The sequence below is a fragment of the Quadrisphaera sp. DVD1 genome, from assembly GCF_058932755.1.
The window spans coordinates 13,721-30,302 of sequence record NZ_JBZYWI010000024.1; the positions used below are offsets into that span (position 1 = coordinate 13,721).

The following is a 16,582-nucleotide window of genomic DNA, read 5'->3' on the forward strand; positions in this document are numbered from 1 at the left end:
GATGACCACGCTGACCACCGACCCGTCGCGCACCTGGGTCGGGCCCACCGCTCCCGAGCGCCTGGCGCTGCTGCGCCGCACGCGCTCCATCGCCATCGTGGGCGCCTCGGAGAACCCGGCGCGGGCGAGCTACTTCGTCGCCACGTACCTGCTCTCCTCCTCCCCCTACGACGTGTACTTCGTCAACCCGCGGGCGAAGGAGATCCTCGGCCACCCGGTCTACGCCTCCCTGGCCGACCTGCCCGTGGTGCCCGACCTGGTCGACGTCTTCCGCCGCCACGACGACCTGCCCGAGGTGCTCGACGAGGTGCTCGCGCTCGGGACGCCCGGGCAGGGCGGCGCCTCGACGCTGTGGCTGCAGCTCGGGTCCTGGCACGAGGACGTCGCGCGCCGGGCCGAGGCCGCGGGCCTGTCCGTGGTCATGGACCGGTGCGTGAAGATCGAGCACGCCCGCTTCCACGGCGGCCTGCACCTGGCCGGGTTCGACACCGGCGTGATCTCCTCGCGGCGCCAGCTGCGCGCCTGAGCCGCCCGGGCGCGCTTCCTTCCCGGGAGGCGCGCCCGGCCCTACAGTCGCCCCGTGGCGCACAGCCCGCTCGACCTGGTCGAGGACCTCGACGCCGACGTCGGGACCCCGCCGGGAGCCGCCGCGCCCGACACCTCCTCCGGGGGCGACGGCGGCCAGGGGCCGGGCGGCTGGCGGACGCCGTCCTGGCCCGAGGGCACGCCCGCGTGGGTGCGCTCCCCGCTGGGGGCCCTGGCCGTGGCCGTGCTCACCGCGCTGGTCGTCGGCGGCGCCGGCGTCCACCAGGTGAGGACGCAGGCGCAGGCCGACCTCGCCCAGCAGCGCGACCTGGCGCTGGTGCAGGTGGGCGCACCGGTGCTCGCCTACGACGGCACCGAGGTCCGCGAGGGCGAGACCGCGCAGGTCACCCTGCAGGTCGACGTCACGAACGCGGGGACGCGGTCGACCGAGGTCACCGTGCTCGACCTGTCCACCGACCACGTCGAGCTGGCGGAGCCGTCGGGGCCGGTCGGCCTGGACGCCGGGGCGAGCAGCACGGTGGCGCTCGAGGCCGTCGTCGACTGCCCCCGCGTGCCCACGCCGTCGGGGCCCCCCGCCGTGGCGGCGACCGAGCCGCAGTGGGTCGAGGTGGCCCTGGAGGCCGGCGGCGAGCGGCACGTGGAGCGGCGCCTGGTCCAGGCCACCTTCGCGGGCCAGCTGCCCGACATGCTGACGTGGGCCTGCTACCCAGCCTGGGGGGCGACCTCGTGGGCCGAGCTCTCCCCGCAGGCGGACGGGCGGCTGCAGGTGGTCGTCGACAGCACCAGCGACGTCGCCACCGCGCTGGGGGTGGACGCCGACCCGGTCCTGGGCCTGAGCACCGACGTCGACCTGCCGGCGCAGCTGCCGGCCGGGGGGTCGGTGACGATGCACCTCGCCCTGGCCCCGGACTGCACCGGCGCGGCCGGAGGGCTGGGCCGCGACGTCATGGTGACCGAGCGGCCGGTCGAGGACGCGAGCACCGCGAACGTCATCTCGGACGCGACGATCACGGCCGCGTGGGTGGCCCGCCAGGTCACCCTGGCCTGCGGCTGAGGCGCTCAGCCCTCCAGCACGGCCTTCAGCCGCGCGAGGTCCGCGGCGACCGTGCGCGCGTCCTCCTCGAACGCCTCGTCCGTGGTCCCCGGCTGGCGGATCAGGGTGAGCAGCACCTCGCTCCCGCCGCCGTCGGGCACCACCCGCATCGGCACGTGCACCACGACGCCGGGCGCCGGCTCGACGTCGTGGTCGAGCACGCCCAGGTCGTTGGCCGCGGCGAAGCGCAGGTGGGCGGTGCCGGACGGCGTCGTCACCCGCCACCGGTCCCCGTCCGGCTCGACGGACTCGATCCACGACCACCGGGGCAGGTTCCGCGGGTCGGCGGCGAAGGCGTGCACGTCCCGGGGGGAGCGGCGCACGGACACCGTGAGGGTCCTCGTCTCGTGCACCCGGCCCGGGCTCGTCCGCGTCACCGGGCCATCCTCCCGTGGTCGCCGGGAGCCTGTCAGTAGGTGAACCGCCCGACGGCGGAGCGCAGGTCGGCGGCCATCCGGGACAGCTCGTCCACGGCGGCGCGGGTCTGAGTCAGGGCCTGGGTCGTCCCGTCGGCCGCGTCGGAGACGCCGGTGATGCTGCGCGCGATGCTTCCAGAGCCGCTGGCGGCCTCGGAGACCGAGCGCGACATCTCGTTCGTCGTCGCGGTCTGCTCCTCCACGGCGCTGGCGATGGTGGTCTGGTAGTCGCTGATCCGGGCGATGACCGCGCTGATCTCCGCGATCGCCTCCACCGCGCCGGACGTGTCGCCCTGGATGGCCTGCACCCGCCGGCCGATGTCCTCCGTCGCCCGCGCCGTCTCGCGCGCGAGCTCCTTGACCTCGTTCGCCACCACCGCGAAGCCCTTGCCGGCCTCCCCGGCGCGCGCCGCCTCGATGGTGGCGTTCAGCGCGAGGAGGTTCGTCTGCTCGGCGATGGAGGTGATGACCTTGACGACGTCGCCGATCTCCCGGGAGGAGTCACCGAGCTTGGTCACCGTCGCGTTGGTCTGCTGCGCCACCGTCACCGCCTGCGCGGCCACCCGGGCCGCCTCGGAGGCGTTGGAGGAGATCTCCCGGATGCTCGCGCCCATCTGCTCCGCGCCCGCGGCCACGGTCTGCACGCTGCGCGAGACCTCCTCCGCCGCGGTGGAGACCACGCCGGACTGCGCGCTGGTCTCCTCCGCCGACGCCGAGATCTGCGCGCTGGACGCGGACAGCTCCTCCGAGGACGCCGCCACGGCGTCCGCCGAGGCCGCCACGGTGCCCATCACCGAGCGCAGGGCGCCGGTCGCGGCGTCCAGGGAGGCCGCCATCCGGCCCACCTCGTCGCGGGAGACGACCCCCGCGCTGCGCGTCAGGTCACCGGCCGCCAGGGCGTCGGCGACGTCCTGCACCCGGCGGAGCGGTCGCACCACCGACCGGCTGATGCCGGTGCCCAGGAGCGCCAGCAGCGCGACCGCTCCCAGGACGGTGGCCAGCAGCACGCGGTTCGCGGACGCCCGCTGCGCGACCACCTGGCCGTCGGCCGCGGCGGCGGCCTCGCCGACGCTGTCGCTGACCGCGGGGAGCGCCTCCTCCAGCGCGGAGAAGGCCTCGAGGAACGCGGGGTAGCTCTCGCGGGCGGCCGGGAGGTCCCGGCCGGCCAGCGCCACGACGTCCGCCGCGGACGACAGGTACGCGTCCACGGCCGGCTGGACGTCCTCGACGGCCGCGTCGACGTCCGCCCCGAGGTCCTGGGACACCACCGCGGCCAGCTCCTCGCCCAGGGAGTCGGAGTGCCCGGGCAGAGCGGCGGTGGCCGCCGCGTACTGGTCGCCCTCCCCCGTCAGCAGCGCCTGGAGCACGTCCGCCCGCACGGCGTCGTGCATCATGTCCGCGCCCAGGGCGGCGCCGGTCGCGTCGTTGGCCCGCACCAGCTCGTCGGTGCGGCGCCCGGCGTCGGCCATGCCCGACGCGGCGACGCCGGCGATGCCCGTCGCGACCGCGCTGCCGACCAGCGCCATGACGGCGAGCTTCGCGCTCAGCCGGAGATCTGCCCAGTACCGTCCCATGACCGCACTCGCTCTGCTCGTGGCGCGGCCCACGGCAGCGCTCAGCAGCCGTATCGGACGACGGGTGCGGTCGTTGAGGGTTTCGGCCTAGCCTGCCGACGTGATCGGACGGATCGACGAGGTCGTGGTCGACTGCGCCGCCCCGCTGGAGCTGGCGCGCTTCTGGGCGGGCGTCCTCGGGGGCCGGGCGGAGGAGCGGAACCCCGGCTGGGCGTACGTCGACCCACCGGGCTGGACCCGGCTCGCCTTCCAGCGCGTGCCGGAGGGCAAGACCGTCAAGAACCGGCTGCACCTGGACGTCGAGGTCGACGACCTGGCCCTCGCGACCGCAGCGGCCGAGGCCCTCGGCGCCCACCGCGTGGGACAGGTCGTCGCCGAGGAGGCCGGCTCCTTCCAGGTGCTGACCGACCCCGAGGGCAACGAGTGGTGCCTGGTGCACTAGCGCCGCGGGCTTCCGCCGCGAGCCCGCGATCGGCATGATCGCGCGGGTGAGCACCGCACCGCCGACCCGCCGCAGCGGCGTGCCCGGCGAGGACGTCCCGGACGGCCGGGGCCGCACCGGGCTGCACCGCACCGGCCGCGACCTGACCGGCAACCCCGACGTCGTCGTGCGCGACGTCGAGGTCACCAGCGACGGCTGGCACGTGCTGCGCCGCACGACCCTGGAGGTCCGCGGGCGCGACGGGCGCTGGAGCACCCAGACCCGCGAGACCTACGACCGCGGCGACGGCGCCGCGGTCCTGCTGCACGACGTCGAGCGCGGCACCGTGCTGCTCACCCGCCAGTTCCGCTTCCCGGTCTACGTCAACGGCCACCCCGACGGGCTGTTCCTCGAGGTCGCCGCCGGGCTCCTCGACGACGACGACCCCGAGACGGCGGTCCGGCGCGAGGCCAGCGAGGAGCTGGGGGTCGCCGTCGGCGCGCTCGAGCACGTCTTCGCCGCCTGGACCAGCCCCGGCTCGGTCACCGAGCGCCTGCACCTCTACGCGGCGCCGTACACCGCGGCGGACCGCACCACCGAGCACGCCGGGCTCGTCGAGGAGGGCGAGGAGACGGAGGTGGTCGAGCTGCCGTTCCACGAGGCGCTGGCCATGGTGGAGGACGGCCGGATCGCGGACGCCAAGACGATCATGCTGCTCCAGTGGGCTGCGCTGCGGGGACCGTTCCGCTCCGCGTGAGCGCCTCGTCCATCGCCGCGTGGTCGACGTAGGCCTCGAAGCGCGTGACGCCGCCCCGGCCCACCGTCCACACGTGGACCTCCGGGACGTCGAAGGCCGCTCCCGTCGCCCGCACCGTCCCCCGGGTCCGCCCGACCTGCACGACGTGGCCCGCGCCGTCGTGCAGGAGCAGCTCGGTCACCGCGCGGGAGTCCAGGCGCGCGGTCAGGGCCTGGAGGAACCGGCCCACGCCCTCGACGCCGTGGTGGGTGCCGCCCCAGGGCAGCGCCGGTGACTGCACGACCGTCACGTGCGGGTCCACGAGCGCGACCACCGCGCCCAGGTCGGCGCGGTCGAAGGCCTCGTACACGCGGCGCACGGTCTCGAGCTCGTCCTGCTGGTCCATGATCCCCTCCGGGTGCTCGTCGGACCTCCAGGCTGTCCCCGGGCGCCGCGGCCCGTCGTGGACGTCCGTGCCCGCCCTGGACCGTTCGTGCGCTCCCGCCGGACGCGCCCGGACGAGCCCGCCTTCCTAGGCTGGCCCGATGGACTCCGACGCCCTGCTGCTCGACGCCTTCGGGCGCATCCGCGAGCTCGTGCCCCAGGTGGTGGACGGCCTGGACGAGGACCAGCTGGCCTGGCGGCCGCAGGGCAGCGGCAACTCCATCGCCTGGCTGGTGTGGCACCTCAGCCGCGTGCAGGACGACCACGTCGCCGACGCGGCCGGCACCGACCAGGCGTGGCTGGCGGAGGGCTGGCGCGACCGGTTCGCCCTGGACCTGCCGGCGGAGGACACCGGGTACGGGCACGGCCCCGAGGACGTCGCGAAGGTCCGCGCGAGCGCCGACCTGCTCACCGGCTACGCCGCGGCGGTGGCCGACCGCACCGAGGCCTTCGTCACCGGGCTGAGCGCCGGTGACCTCGAGCGCGTGGTCGACGAGAGCTGGGACCCGCCGGTCACGCTCGGCGTGCGGCTGGTCAGCGTCGTCTCGGACTGCCTGCAGCACCTGGGGCAGGCCGGCTACGCCCGGGGGCTCGCCGGCGCCTGAGCCGGGAACAGACGCGGCCCGTCCGCGGCTGATCACCGTGCACCACCCGTGCACGGCGTGACGAGGCGCCTCGCTCCCGACCCGAGAGGCACCGAACGTGACGTCATCCTCCGCGCAGCCACCTGCTGCCCGCGCGGCCGCAGCCGTCCCCGACGCGGGGCACCAGCGCACCTCCCACGCGCACGTGCCGTCCTGGACGGTGCTGGCCATCGCTGCCCTGGCCCAGTTCATGGTCGTGCTGGACGTGTCGATCGTGAACGTCGCCCTGCCGGCGATGCGCACCGACCTGGACCTGTCCACCTCCGGCCTGCAGTGGGTGGTCAACGCCTACGCGCTGACCTTCGCGGGGCTGCTGCTCCTCGGCGGCCGCGCCGCGGACTTCTTCGGCCGCAAGCGCGTCTTCGTCATCGGCGTCGTCGTCTTCTCCCTGGCCAGCCTGGTCGGCGGCTTCGCCCAGAGCGAGGCCTGGATCATCGCCGCCCGGGCCGCGCAGGGCGTCGGCGGCGCCATCCTCGCGCCGTCCACCCTGAGCCTGCTGACCACCACCTACACCGACCCGCACGAGCGCGCGCGGGCCCTCGGCGTGTGGGGCGCGGTCGCCGGCGCCGGTGGCGCCATGGGCGGCCTCGTCGGCGGCGTCCTCACCGACCTGCTCGACTGGCGCTGGGTGCTCTTCGTCAACGTGCCGATCGGCGTCGTGCTCGTCGCGGCCGCCGTCTGGGCGCTGACCGAGTCGCGCGGCCGGGTCACGAGCGTGCGCGGCCTGGACCTGCCGGGCAGCCTCACCGTCACCTTCGGCCTCACCGCCGTGGTCTACGCCGTCGTCGGCACCGACACGCACGCCTGGGGCTCGGCCGCGACGCTCGTGCCGCTGGTCGCCGGCCTGGTGCTCCTGGCCCTGTTCCTCGTCATCGAGTCCCGCTCGCGCGAGCCGCTGGTGCCGCTGAGCATCTTCCGGCTGCGGGCCCTGTCCGCCGCCAACGGCATCGCCCTGCTGGTCGGCATGGGCATGTTCTCGTTCTGGTTCTTCGTCTCCCTGCACCTGCAGCGGGTGCACGGGTTCGACGCGCTGCAGGCCGGGCTCGCGTTCATGCCCGCGAGCGCCGCGCTCATCACCGGCTCGATGGTCGCCTCGAAGCTGACCCGCCGGATCGGCCCCAAGCCGCTGCTGGTCGCCGGGCCGCTGCTGGCCGCCATCGGCCTCGTCTGGCTCTCGAACCTGTCCGCCAGCGGTTCCTACGCCAGCGAGATGGTCGCCCAGACCGCGCTCGTGGCCCTGGGGCTGGGCGTGACCATGGTGCCGCTCACGGTGGCCGCGACCACCGGCGTGCCCCACACGCAGGCCGGGCTCGCCTCGGGCCTGATCAACACCTCGCGCCAGGTCGGCGGGGCCCTGGGCCTGGCCGTGCTGTCGACGATCGCGGTGCACCGCACGGCGCAGCTGCTGGACGGCGGCTCGGCCGAGGCCGCCAGCCCGGCGGCCCTCGTCGCCGGCTACGACCGCGGCCTGCTCGTGGCCGCGTTCATGGTCGGTGCTGGAGCCCTCGTGGCCCTGGCGCTGCCGGGGCGCGCGACCCCGCCGCGCACCGAGCCGAGCGCCCACCCGGCGGGCACGGAGCCGGCTCCGGTCGCCGCCCGCTGAGGCCGTCCTGCTCTGGCGCTGCCCTCAGGAGCGCCAGAGCAGGACGAGGGCGCGGTCGTCGGACTCGGCCACGTGCGCGGCCTCGACCAGCCGCTCGGCGTCGCCCTCCGAGCAGCCCTGCGCGCAGATCTCGCCCGCCAGCGACACGAGCGCGTCGATCCCCACCGACAGGTCCTCCCCCGGCACCTCGACCATGCCGTCGGTGTAGAACACCATCGCCTCGCCGGGCGCGAGCACGCCGGAGGCGGCGGGGAAGCCGGCGCCGGGCACGAGCCCCAGCGCCGGGCCGCTGTCGGCGTCCACCAGCCGCCACGGCCGCCCGGGGGCGCCGGTGGCCACGGGCGGGTGCCCGGCCCCCCGCACGCGGTAGGCGCCGGTGGGCAGGTCGACGACGACGTGCACGGCGGTGGCGAACCCCTCCGGCCAGTCCTGGCGCAGCAGGTAGGCGTTGGCCGCCGGGAGGAAGTCCGCCTCCGGCATCGCCCCGAGCAGGCCGCCGAGGGCGCCGGACAGGGCGAGCGCCCGCGTGCCGGCGCTCTGCCCCTTGCCGGAGACGTCGACGAGCACGACCTCCAGCTGGGTGCCGTCGTCCGAGCGGGTCGCCACGACGAAGTCGCCGGAGAAGGAGTCGCCGAACGCGGGACGCAGCTCCGTCTCCAGGTGCCAGCCCTCCGGCAGCGGCGGCACCCGGCCCTGGCTGCGCAGGCGGTCGCGCAGGTCGACGAGCATCGCGTCGCCGAGGGTGCCCTGGACGCCGAGCCGCTCGCGGCTGCGGACGAACTTCGTGAGGAGCGCCGCGACACCGACGAGCAGGAGGATCACACCGGGCCGCACCGGCTCCTCCGGCCCGCGCGCGGTGGCCATGAACGCCGTCCCGGCCGCGGCCACCACGTAGAGCAGCGCCATCGTGCGGATGCGCAGGAAGAACCCGCCGAGCATCAGCACCATGACCATGCTGGCGAGGGGGAACCAGTCGGGCCAGACGGCGCCGAGCAGGGCCACGACGAGGGTCAGGGCCGTCAGCCACAGGAGGAGGAGGGCCTGGCGGGGCATGGTGCGGGGCCGGAAGCGCATGACCAGCTGCCGCTGTCGCCTGCGCAGCCAGCGGCTGGTGGCGCTCGTCTCCGGGCGCATGCTCGGACCCTAGCCTCCGCCGCCGTCAGCGCAGCGGGGCCACACCGGGGGCACGCAGACATCCCGCCCGGGCGACGGGGTAGGTGGTGGCGTGGCTCCTCGACGCACGGTCACCGACCTCCACCGCCGCGGCAGGCTCGAGCTCGCGCTGCCCGCCCCTCACGACGCTCCCCCGCCGGGGCCCGACCTCAGCGAGCCCGGGACGCACCCGCTGGACCTCGGGGGGCCCTCCGTCCTGCTCCACGTGCCGGCCGGGCTCCCCGCCGGCGCGCCGGTGCCGCTGCTCGTCGTCCTGCACGGCGCCGGTGGGAGGGCGACGACGATGGTCGCGAACGCGGCCGGTGCCGCCGAGCGCTCGGGGGTCCTGCTGCTGGCGCCGCAGTCCACCGCCGCGACCTGGGACGTCATCCGCGGCGGGTTCGGCCCGGACGTCGCAGCGCTCGAGGCCGCCCTCGCGCTCACGGCCCAGCACCACCGGCTCGACCCCGACCGGCTCGGGGTCAGCGGCTTCTCCGACGGCGCCTCCTACGCGCTGTCCCTGGGCCTCGGCAACGGCGACGTGCTCGGCCACGTCCTGGCCTGGTCGCCGGGGTTCGCCGCCCCGGAGGAGCAGCACGGCCGCCCCCGGGTGTTCGTCTGCCACGGCACGGCGGACGAGGTGCTGCCGATCGACCGGTGCAGCCGACCGCTGGTCGCCCGCCTGCGCGGCGCCGGCTACGACGTCGCCTACACCGAGTTCGAGGGACCCCACGTGATGCGCGAGGACCTCGTGGAGGGGTCCGTGCGCTGGTTCGTCACCGGCTGACGGCCGCGCTCAGCCCATCGCGTGCGTCTTGTCGACGGCGATGCTGAGGATGACGCGGACCTGGTCGCGGCCGCCGAACCAGGGGTAGGGACCGCCGAGGTACTTCTGGGCCAGCGCCTCGATGTGCTCGGCCCCTCCCTCGGCGGTCGCGGAGACGACCCGACCCCGCACCGCGACGTACCTCGAGGGGTTCTCCGGGTCGGACACCGCGAGGGCCACGCGCGGGTCGCGCTCGACGTTGCGGGTCTTCTGGTAGCCCTCGACCGTGTTGACGAGGACGTGCTCGCCGTCGGTGTCGACCCAGGTCTGGGTCAGCTGCGGCGAGCCGTCGGGCATGAGCGTCGTGAGGTAGCAGGTGCTGGGGCGGCGCAGGAGCGCCTGGAGGTTCTCAGGAAGGGGCACGTCGGTCCTCGTCTGTGGTCCGGGAGCCGCGCCGGGGCTGCTGGAGGCGGGCTCCCGCCCATCGTCGGCGTTCTCGCGCCGGCGCGCCCCTCCTGCCCGGGCCCCTCCTGCCCGCAGCCCTCGCCCGCTCCTGCTGCCGGACTGTCGGACCTCGGCCCTAGGCTTCGAACACCAGTTCGAGCGACGGTCGAGGGGGTGCGCGGTGGTGGCGATGCCGTACGAGCCGCCGCTGACCTCTGTCGACCTCGCCGCCCTGGAGGCGTGGTGGCGCGATCTCGGTGGTGACCTCGTGCCGGACCCCTGCTCGTCGGCTCATCCACCGGCCGATGAGGGAGCCGGCGAGCAGGCCCAGGGGCAGCGACTGCTCGCCGCGGTGGTGGCTGCTCAGCGGCGGGTGGCACGGGCCGAGGCGGAGGCCGTCGAGGCCCTCGCCGCGCTGGTGGCCCTGTACCGGGGCGCGGGCTGCGGTGATGAGGTGCTCGACGGTGCGGCGCTGCTCGCGGCGGTCGAGGAGGTCGCCGAGGAGGTCGCCCCAGCGCTGCACTGGACCCCGGTCGCCGCGGCGGGTCGGGTCAGCCAGGCGGTGCGCCTGGTCGAGGACCTTCCCGCCACCCTCGCGGCGCTCTCCTGCGGTGACCTCGACCTCCCCCGGGCGCGCGTCGTGGTCGACGGAACGAGGGACCTGTCCCCGCGGGACGCCCGGGTCGTCGACGCGGCCCTGTGCGGACCCGACGGCAGCGCAGCGGGCATGACCACCGGGAGCCTGCGCGCAGAAGTGGCACGCCGCGTCCACGCGGTCGACGCCGCGGCCGCAGCGCAGCGGGCCCGCCGAGCCAGTGCGCAGCGGTCGGTGGTCTTCACCCCGCTGCCCGACGGCATGGCCCAGGTCTGCGCCACCGGCCCTGCGCCCGCGCTGCGCGAGCTGTACGACCGCCTCACGGTCGAGGCACTGGGCGTCAAGCGCGACCCCGCCAGCACCGACCCCTGCACCGACCCCTGCACCGGCCCTCACGTCGACGGCACCGACGGTGAGCGCGATCGGCGGGGCCTGGACGCGATCCGCTTCGACCTGCTGGCCAGTGCCACGCTCTCCGCGGCGCGCGGCGCGGGCGGCACGCGAGCGGGCACCACGGTGCTCGTCGCCCTGCCGACGCTGCTCGGCGCCGACGACCAGCCGGCCCAGCTCTCCGGGTACGGCCCGGTTCCCGCCTGGCTCGCCCGAGGAGCCGCCGCCGACGCCCGCCTGCGGCGGGTGCTGACCGACCCCTCCACCGGCCAGCTCACCGCCATCGACGGCCACACCTACCCCGCCGGCTGGCTCACACCCGCCGCCGCCGCACTCCAGGCCGGGCGTGGACGTCTCCGCCGTGGAGCCGACGCCGTCCTCGCCCGGGCCGGCACCAGCACCCCTGCTGTCCACGCTCCACCACCGCTCCTACCACCGCTGGCGCCGCCGTCACCCCTGCTGACCGTCCCAGCTGCACCACCGTGCGCGCCCGTGCGCCCGGAGGACTGCCCCGTCCGCGCCGTCGGCGGTGGCCCGTACGAGATCCCCACCCACACCGCGCGGCTCGTGCGCACCCGCACTCCACGCTGCACGGCCCCCGGCTGCCGCGTCCCCGCAGCCCGCTGCGACCTCGACCACGTCGTCCGCCACCCCGACGGCCCGACCTGCCCGTGCAACCTCACTCCGCTCTGCCGCCGCCACCACCGCATGAAGCACCGCCGATCCTCCTGGCGACGCTGGCGCGTCCGCCGCTGCCCAGCCGGCCACCTGCACTGGACCAGCCCCCTCGGTCACCAGCACGTCGTCACCCCCGAGCCGCTCCTGCCACCGCACAGCACCGAGCCGAGCCGCCTCGGGGCCGACCTCGGGCCGCTGCGCTACCCCTCCGACGCACCCCTCGCGACGCCTGCGAGCACGTGCTCCGCAGGCAGACCACCACCCGAGCGGTGCGCCCCAGACCCAGATCAGCCGACCAGCGCCTGGGGCGACATGGACCCCGACGCCCCGCCGTTCTGACCACGACGTCGTTCCCGGCGCGTCCGAAGACCCCGCGCTCAGGCGGCCTGGCAGCGCGGGCACCAGAAGAGGTTGCGCGCCTCCAGCTCGGCCGTGGCCACCGGCGTCCCGCAGATCCGGCACGGCAGGCCGGCCCGGCGGTAGACGTAGTGGTCGAGCTCGCGGCCCTTGGGCCCCGGACCGCGCCTGTCGGCCGGGTCGGTGGTGACGATCCGTCCCTGCTCCACCGCCTGGCGCATGAGCACCGAGACGTCGTCCCACAGGGCCAACAGCACCGGCGCGGGCACGTCGCGGCCGGGGGCGTACGGGTGCAGCCGGGCGCGGAAGAGCGCCTCGGCGCGGTAGATGTTGCCCAGCCCGGAGATGACGTCCTGGTGCATGAGCAGCGCGGCGATGCTCGTGCGGGTGGCGCGCACGCGCTCGAGGTAGGGCCCCGGGTCGTCGCCGAGCAGCGGGTCGGGCCCGAGCCGGGCGGCGATGAGGTCCACGGCCTCCGGCGTGACGACCTCGCACGCGGTGGGCCCGCGCAGGTCGGCCCAGCGCACGTCGTCATGACCCTCCGCGCCCTCGGGCTCGACGCTGACCAGCCGCAGCCGCAGCGCCCCCACGGGCTCGGGGGGATCGCCGGTGCCGAGCGCCCAGGTGCCGTAGAGGCCGAGGTGCACGTGCAGCCAGCGCGGCGGCTCCTCGTCGGGCCCGACGGCGGCGTCCGCGGGCGCGAAGCCCAGGAAGAGGTGCTTGCCGCGGGCCTCGGTGCGCACCAGGCGCGAGCCGTCCAGCAGCCCCGCGCCGGCCGCGAACCGGCCCTGCGGGCTGCTCGCGGCGAGCACGCGGCCGCCGAGCTCGCGCTGCAGGATCCCCGCCGTCCGGTGGACGGCGTTGCCCTCGGGCACGGGTCGCTCCCCGGCCGTCGGTGCTCAGGCCTCCAGCGGCGGCAGCTCGTGGTCGGCGTCGTACTTGCTGAGCATGGCGATGCGGCGGGCGTGGCGGGGGTCCTCGGAGAACGGCTCGGCGAGGAACGCGTCGACCAGCGCCGTCGCCTCCTCCACCGTGTGCATCCGCGCGCCCACGCCGACGGCGTTGGCGTCGTTGTGCTGGCGGGCCAGGCGCGCGGTCTCCAGGCTCCAGGCCAGGGCGGCGCGGACGCCGGGCACCCGGTTCGCCGCGATCTGCTCGCCGTTGCCGGAGCCGCCGAGGACGACGGCCAGCGAGCCGGCGTCCGCGACGACGGCCTCGGCCGCGCGCAGCACGTACACCGGGTAGTCGTCGTCCGGGTCGTACGCGGGCGGGCCGTGGTCGACGACCTCGTGACCGGCCTCGGTCAGGTGCTGCACGAGGTGGGTCTTGAGGTCGAAGGCGGCGTGGTCGCTCGCCAGGTGCACGCGCATGGTCGCCCATCCTGGCACCCGGGCGGGGATCGCCCCACCCGGGTGCCAGGCCGCGCGCGGCGGGTCAGTCGAAGATCGGGCCGACCTCGCGGCTGCGCTTGAGCTCGTAGAAGCCGGGCGTGCTGGCCACGGCCAGAACGCCGTCCCACAGGGTGCCGGCGGCCTCGCCCTTGGGGGCGGGGGTGATCACGGGGCCGAAGAAGGCCGGGCCGCCCTCGCCGCCCACGGCGATGACCGGGGTGCCGACGTCGTCGCCGACGCGCGAGATCGCCTCGGCGTGGCTGGCGCGCAGCTGCTCGTCGTACTCGTCGCTGTCCGCGGCGCGGGCCAGCTCGGCCGGCAGCCCGACCTCGGCCAGCGCCCTCTCCACGGCCACGGCGAAGTCCTTCTCCCCGCCCGGGTGCAGCTGGGTGCCGATGGCGGTGTAGAGCGGGAGGACGACGTCCTGGCCGTGCTGCTCGCGGGCGGCGATGACCACGCGCACCGGGCCCCAGGCCTTCTTCATCAGCTCGCCGTAGGGCTCCGGGAGGTCCCGGCCCTCGTTGAGGACGGCCAGGCTCATCACCTTGAAGGTGACGGAGATCGGGCGCACCTGCTGCGCCTCGAGCACCCAGCGGGAGGTCATCCACGCCCAGGGGCAGATCGGGTCGAACCAGAACTCGACGGGCGTGGGCTGCTCGGACGTGGGCGCGGAGGCGTTGGTGGTCACGTCCGGTGGCAGCGCTGAGCGCCCGTGGGAGCATTCCCGGGTGCCTGGAATGAACCTGACCCGGTCCGAGGCGTCTGCGCGCGCCGAGCTGCTCACCGTCGAGGCCTACGAGGTGGACCTCGACCTCACCGGGGACGGGGCGACGTTCCGCTCGACCACCCGGGTGCGCTTCACCGCCGCCACCCCCGGGGCGAGCACGTTCATCGACCTCGTGGCGCCCACCGTGCACGAGGTGGTGCTCAACGGCCGCTCGCTGGACCCGGCGCAGGTCGCGGACGGCGTCCGCATCGAGCTGCCCGAACTCGCCGAGCGCAACGAGCTGCTCGTGGTGGCCGACGCCGCCTACATGACCACCGGCGAGGGCCTGCACCGCTTCGTCGACCCCGTCGACGGCGAGGTCTACCTCTACTCCCAGTTCGAGGTGGCCGACTCCCGCCGGGTGTTCGCGGTCTTCGAGCAGCCCGACCTCAAGGCGACCTTCGCCTTCACCGTCACCGCGCCCGCGCACTGGCAGGTGGTGTCGAACTCCCCCACGCCCGCGGCCGAGCCGGCCGGCGAGGGCGCGAGCACCTACCGATTCGCACCCACGCCGGTGCTGTCCTCCTACGTCACCGCGATCGTCGCCGGGCCCTACACGGCGGTGCGCGGCGAGCTGACCAGCCGCGACGGCCGCACCATCCCCCTCGGCGTCTTCGCCCGCGCCTCCCTGGCCGAGCACCTCGACGCCGAGGAGGTCATGGACATCACCCGGGCCGGCTTCGCGTACTACGAGGAGCTGTTCGACCTCGCGTACCCGTTCGAGAAGTACGACCAGCTCTTCGTCCCGGAGTTCAACGCCGGGGCGATGGAGAACGCCGGGGCGGTGACGTTCCTGGAGTCCTACGTCTTCCGGTCCAAGCCGACCGAGGCGATCGTCGAGCGCCGCGCGGTGACGATCCTCCACGAGCTCGCGCACATGTGGTTCGGCGACCTCGTGACCATGCGCTGGTGGGACGACCTGTGGCTGAACGAGTCGTTCGCCGAGTTCGCCTCGACCCTCGCCTGCGCCGAGGCCACCCGCTGGACCAGCGCCTGGACGACGTTCGCGTCGATGGAGAAGGCCTGGGCCTACCGCCAGGACCAGCTGTCCTCCACGCACCCGATCGTCGCGGACATCACCGACCTCGAGGACGTCGAGGTCAACTTCGACGGCATCACCTACGCCAAGGGCGCCAGCGTGCTCAAGCAGCTGGTGGCCTGGGTCGGGCGCGACGCGTTCTTCGAGGGCGTGCGGCGCTACTTCCGCAAGCACGCCCACGGCAACACCACCCTCACCGACCTCCTCGTCGAGCTGGAGGCGACCTCCGGTCGCGACCTGCGCGCCTGGTCGGCGGTGTGGCTGGAGCAGGCCGGCGTCACCACGCTGCGCCCCCACCTGACCACCGACGAGACCGGCGCGATCACCGAGCTCGCGGTCCTGCAGGAGGTGCCGGAGAGCCACCCCGTGCAGCGCCCGCACCGCCTGGCCATCGGCTGCTACGACGTCGAGGTCCTCCTCGCCGACGACGGCAGCGAGGTCCCGCGCCTGCGCCGCACCCGCCGGGTGGAGGTCGACGTCGACGGCGAGCGCACCCTCGTGCCCGAGCTGGTCGGCATGACCCGCCCCGACCTGCTGCTGCTCAACGACGACGACCTGGCCTACGCCAAGGTGCGCCTGGACGCCGACTCCCTCGCCACCGCGATGGCGCACCTGGGCTCGTTCACCGACTCCCTGCCGCGCACGCTGGTCTGGTCGGCGGCGTGGGACATGACGCGCGACGGCGAGATGGCCGCCCGCGACTTCATCGACCTGGTGCTCGACAACATCACCGAGGAGACGGACTCCTCGGTGGTGCGCACCCTGCTGGGCCAGCTGACCACCGCGGCGCGGCTGTACGTCGCGCCCGGGCACCGCGACGACGTGGCGCAGGAGGTGGCCACCGAGCTGCTGGGCCTGGCCCGCGCGGCGGCACCCGGCAGCGACGCGCAGCTGCAGCTCGCCACGGCGTTCGGCGGGCGCGCACGCACGCCCGAGCACCTCGACGTCGTCGCCGGGCTCCTCTCCGGCGAGGCCCCGCTGCCGGGCCTGGACGTCGACACCGACCTGCGCTGGGAGCTGCTGCTGTCGCTCGTCGCCGGTGGGCGGGCCGCGCACGCGGAGATCTCCGCCGAGGTGGCCCGCGACGACACCGCGGCCGGACGCCGGGCGGCCGCGGCGGCGGGCGCCGCGATCCCCACGGCGGCGGCCAAGCAGGCTGCCTGGGACGGCGTCGTGGAGGGCGACGACCTGCCCAACGCGGTGCGGGCCTCGGTGATCGGCGGCTTCGGGCGGGTGCACGACACCGCGCTGCTCGAGCCGTTCGTCGAGCCGTACTTCGCGGCGCTGGAGCGCGTGTGGCGCACCCAGACCAACGAGCTGGCCCAGCAGGTGGTCACGGGGCTGTACCCGGTGCTGCTCTCCGGCCCCGCCCTGCTCGAGCGCACCGACGCCTGGCTGGCCTCGGCGCCGGAGGACCTGCCGGCGCTGCGCCGCCTCGTGGCCGAGAACCGCGACGGCGTCGCGCGGGCGATCCGGGCGCAGGAGCGCGACCTCCTCCGCTGAGGGCACCGCGTCCGTCCCCACTCA

General features: G+C 75.4%; 17 protein-coding genes. 9 read left to right on the plus strand and 8 right to left on the minus strand.

The features are described 5' to 3' along the window. Nucleotide 1 precedes the first annotated feature (1 nt). Nucleotides 2-526, plus strand: coding sequence for a CoA-binding protein (locus AC5FZL_RS04575; protein WP_493617380.1), 525 nt, complete (start codon nt 2-4; stop codon nt 524-526). Between the two features lie 54 nt (nt 527-580). Beyond that, on the plus strand, nt 581-1,600 hold the full coding sequence (locus tag AC5FZL_RS04580) for a hypothetical protein (protein ID WP_493617381.1): 1,020 nt from the start codon (nt 581-583) through the stop codon (nt 1,598-1,600). A gap of 5 nt (nt 1,601-1,605) precedes the next feature. Here AC5FZL_RS04580 and AC5FZL_RS04585 read toward each other — a convergent pair whose 3' ends face one another. Together AC5FZL_RS04585 and AC5FZL_RS04590 are read right to left on the minus strand one after the other, a co-directional pair. After that, entirely contained in the window at nt 1,606-2,016 is a 411-nt protein-coding gene (locus AC5FZL_RS04585) for an SRPBCC family protein (RefSeq protein WP_493617382.1), read from the minus strand. A gap of 32 nt (nt 2,017-2,048) precedes the next feature. After that, on the minus strand, nt 2,049-3,629 hold the full coding sequence (locus tag AC5FZL_RS04590; RefSeq protein ID WP_493617383.1) for a methyl-accepting chemotaxis protein: 1,581 nt from the start codon (nt 3,627-3,629) through the stop codon (nt 2,049-2,051). A 100-nt stretch (nt 3,630-3,729) separates the two neighbouring features. Here AC5FZL_RS04590 and AC5FZL_RS04595 point away from each other — a divergent pair, with 100 nt between their 5' ends. Beyond that, a complete protein-coding gene (locus AC5FZL_RS04595) occupies nt 3,730-4,071 on the plus strand; it encodes a VOC family protein (RefSeq protein WP_493617384.1) in 342 nt (113 codons plus the stop codon). A gap of 46 nt (nt 4,072-4,117) precedes the next feature. Then, on the plus strand, nt 4,118-4,807 hold the full coding sequence (locus AC5FZL_RS04600) for an NUDIX domain-containing protein (protein WP_493617385.1): 690 nt from the start codon (nt 4,118-4,120) through the stop codon (nt 4,805-4,807). On the opposite strand, the gene AC5FZL_RS04605 is transcribed toward AC5FZL_RS04600, so the two are convergent. After that, nucleotides 4,758-5,192 carry a nuclear transport factor 2 family protein gene (locus tag AC5FZL_RS04605; protein WP_493617386.1) on the minus strand — a complete coding sequence of 145 codons (435 nt, stop codon included), beginning with the start codon at nt 5,190-5,192 and terminating at the stop codon, nt 4,758-4,760. The genes AC5FZL_RS04600 and AC5FZL_RS04605 overlap by 50 nt on opposite strands. Before the next feature lie 139 nt (nt 5,193-5,331). On the opposite strand from AC5FZL_RS04605, the gene AC5FZL_RS04610 reads away from it, so the two are divergent. Both AC5FZL_RS04610 and AC5FZL_RS04615 read left to right on the plus strand, forming a co-directional pair. Continuing rightward, nucleotides 5,332-5,835 carry a mycothiol transferase gene (locus tag AC5FZL_RS04610; RefSeq protein WP_493617387.1) on the plus strand — a complete coding sequence of 168 codons (504 nt, stop codon included), beginning with the start codon at nt 5,332-5,334 and terminating at the stop codon, nt 5,833-5,835. 97 nt (nt 5,836-5,932) lie between these two features. Further along, nucleotides 5,933-7,477, plus strand: coding sequence for an MFS transporter (locus AC5FZL_RS04615; RefSeq protein WP_493617388.1), 1,545 nt, complete (start codon nt 5,933-5,935; stop codon nt 7,475-7,477). 24 nt (nt 7,478-7,501) lie between these two features. On the opposite strand, the gene AC5FZL_RS04620 is transcribed toward AC5FZL_RS04615, so the two are convergent. Further along, complete coding sequence (locus AC5FZL_RS04620; RefSeq protein WP_493617389.1) at nt 7,502-8,611, minus strand: PP2C family protein-serine/threonine phosphatase; 1,110 nt, start codon at nt 8,609-8,611, stop codon at nt 7,502-7,504. Nucleotides 8,612-8,702: 91 nt separating this feature from the next. Here AC5FZL_RS04620 and AC5FZL_RS04625 point away from each other — a divergent pair, with 91 nt between their 5' ends. Beyond that, the gene (locus AC5FZL_RS04625; protein ID WP_493617390.1) at nt 8,703-9,416 is read left to right on the plus strand and encodes an alpha/beta hydrolase; all 714 of its coding nucleotides are present in this window, start codon (nt 8,703-8,705) and stop codon (nt 9,414-9,416) included. Nucleotides 9,417-9,425: 9 nt separating this feature from the next. Here the strand turns inward: AC5FZL_RS04625 and AC5FZL_RS04630 are convergent, their stop codons facing one another. Then, a complete protein-coding gene (locus AC5FZL_RS04630) occupies nt 9,426-9,818 on the minus strand; it encodes a PPOX class F420-dependent oxidoreductase (protein ID WP_493617391.1) in 393 nt (130 codons plus the stop codon). A 211-nt stretch (nt 9,819-10,029) separates the two neighbouring features. Between AC5FZL_RS04630 and AC5FZL_RS04635 the strand changes: the two genes are divergently transcribed. Continuing rightward, a complete protein-coding gene (locus AC5FZL_RS04635) occupies nt 10,030-11,841 on the plus strand; it encodes an HNH endonuclease signature motif containing protein (RefSeq protein WP_493617398.1) in 1,812 nt (603 codons plus the stop codon). A gap of 38 nt (nt 11,842-11,879) precedes the next feature. Here AC5FZL_RS04635 and AC5FZL_RS04640 read toward each other — a convergent pair whose 3' ends face one another. From AC5FZL_RS04640 to AC5FZL_RS04650, 3 genes are all read right to left on the minus strand, one after another. Further along, nucleotides 11,880-12,734 carry an Fpg/Nei family DNA glycosylase gene (locus tag AC5FZL_RS04640; protein WP_493617392.1) on the minus strand — a complete coding sequence of 285 codons (855 nt, stop codon included), beginning with the start codon at nt 12,732-12,734 and terminating at the stop codon, nt 11,880-11,882. Nucleotides 12,735-12,758: 24 nt separating this feature from the next. After that, nucleotides 12,759-13,229: a ribose-5-phosphate isomerase gene (locus tag AC5FZL_RS04645; RefSeq protein ID WP_493617393.1), complete on the minus strand. Its 471-nt coding sequence runs from the start codon at nt 13,227-13,229 to the stop codon at nt 12,759-12,761. Nucleotides 13,230-13,293: 64 nt separating this feature from the next. Then, the gene (locus AC5FZL_RS04650) at nt 13,294-13,938 is read right to left on the minus strand and encodes a mycothiol-dependent nitroreductase Rv2466c family protein (RefSeq protein ID WP_493617394.1); all 645 of its coding nucleotides are present in this window, start codon (nt 13,936-13,938) and stop codon (nt 13,294-13,296) included. Between the two features lie 40 nt (nt 13,939-13,978). Between AC5FZL_RS04650 and pepN the strand changes: the two genes are divergently transcribed. Continuing rightward, nucleotides 13,979-16,558 carry an aminopeptidase N gene (gene pepN / locus AC5FZL_RS04655; RefSeq protein WP_493617395.1) on the plus strand — a complete coding sequence of 860 codons (2,580 nt, stop codon included), beginning with the start codon at nt 13,979-13,981 and terminating at the stop codon, nt 16,556-16,558. Nucleotides 16,559-16,582 lie beyond the last annotated feature (24 nt).

Excerpts from the sequence above, each read along its gene's own strand:
- AC5FZL_RS04635 (WP_493617398.1), top strand. The coding sequence starts at position 10,030 with ATGCCGTACGAGCCGCCGCTGACCTCTGTCGACCTCGCCGCCCTGGAG.
- AC5FZL_RS04620 (WP_493617389.1), bottom strand. The coding sequence starts at position 8,611 with ATGCGCCCGGAGACGAGCGCCACCAGCCGCTGGCTGCGCAGGCGACAG.
- AC5FZL_RS04610 (WP_493617387.1), top strand. The coding sequence starts at position 5,332 with ATGGACTCCGACGCCCTGCTGCTCGACGCCTTCGGGCGCATCCGCGAG.
- AC5FZL_RS04575 (WP_493617380.1), top strand. The coding sequence starts at position 2 with ATGACCACGCTGACCACCGACCCGTCGCGCACCTGGGTCGGGCCCACC.
- AC5FZL_RS04590 (WP_493617383.1), bottom strand. The coding sequence starts at position 3,629 with ATGGGACGGTACTGGGCAGATCTCCGGCTGAGCGCGAAGCTCGCCGTC.
- AC5FZL_RS04605 (WP_493617386.1), bottom strand. The coding sequence starts at position 5,192 with ATGGACCAGCAGGACGAGCTCGAGACCGTGCGCCGCGTGTACGAGGCC.
- AC5FZL_RS04645 (WP_493617393.1), bottom strand. The coding sequence starts at position 13,229 with ATGCGCGTGCACCTGGCGAGCGACCACGCCGCCTTCGACCTCAAGACC.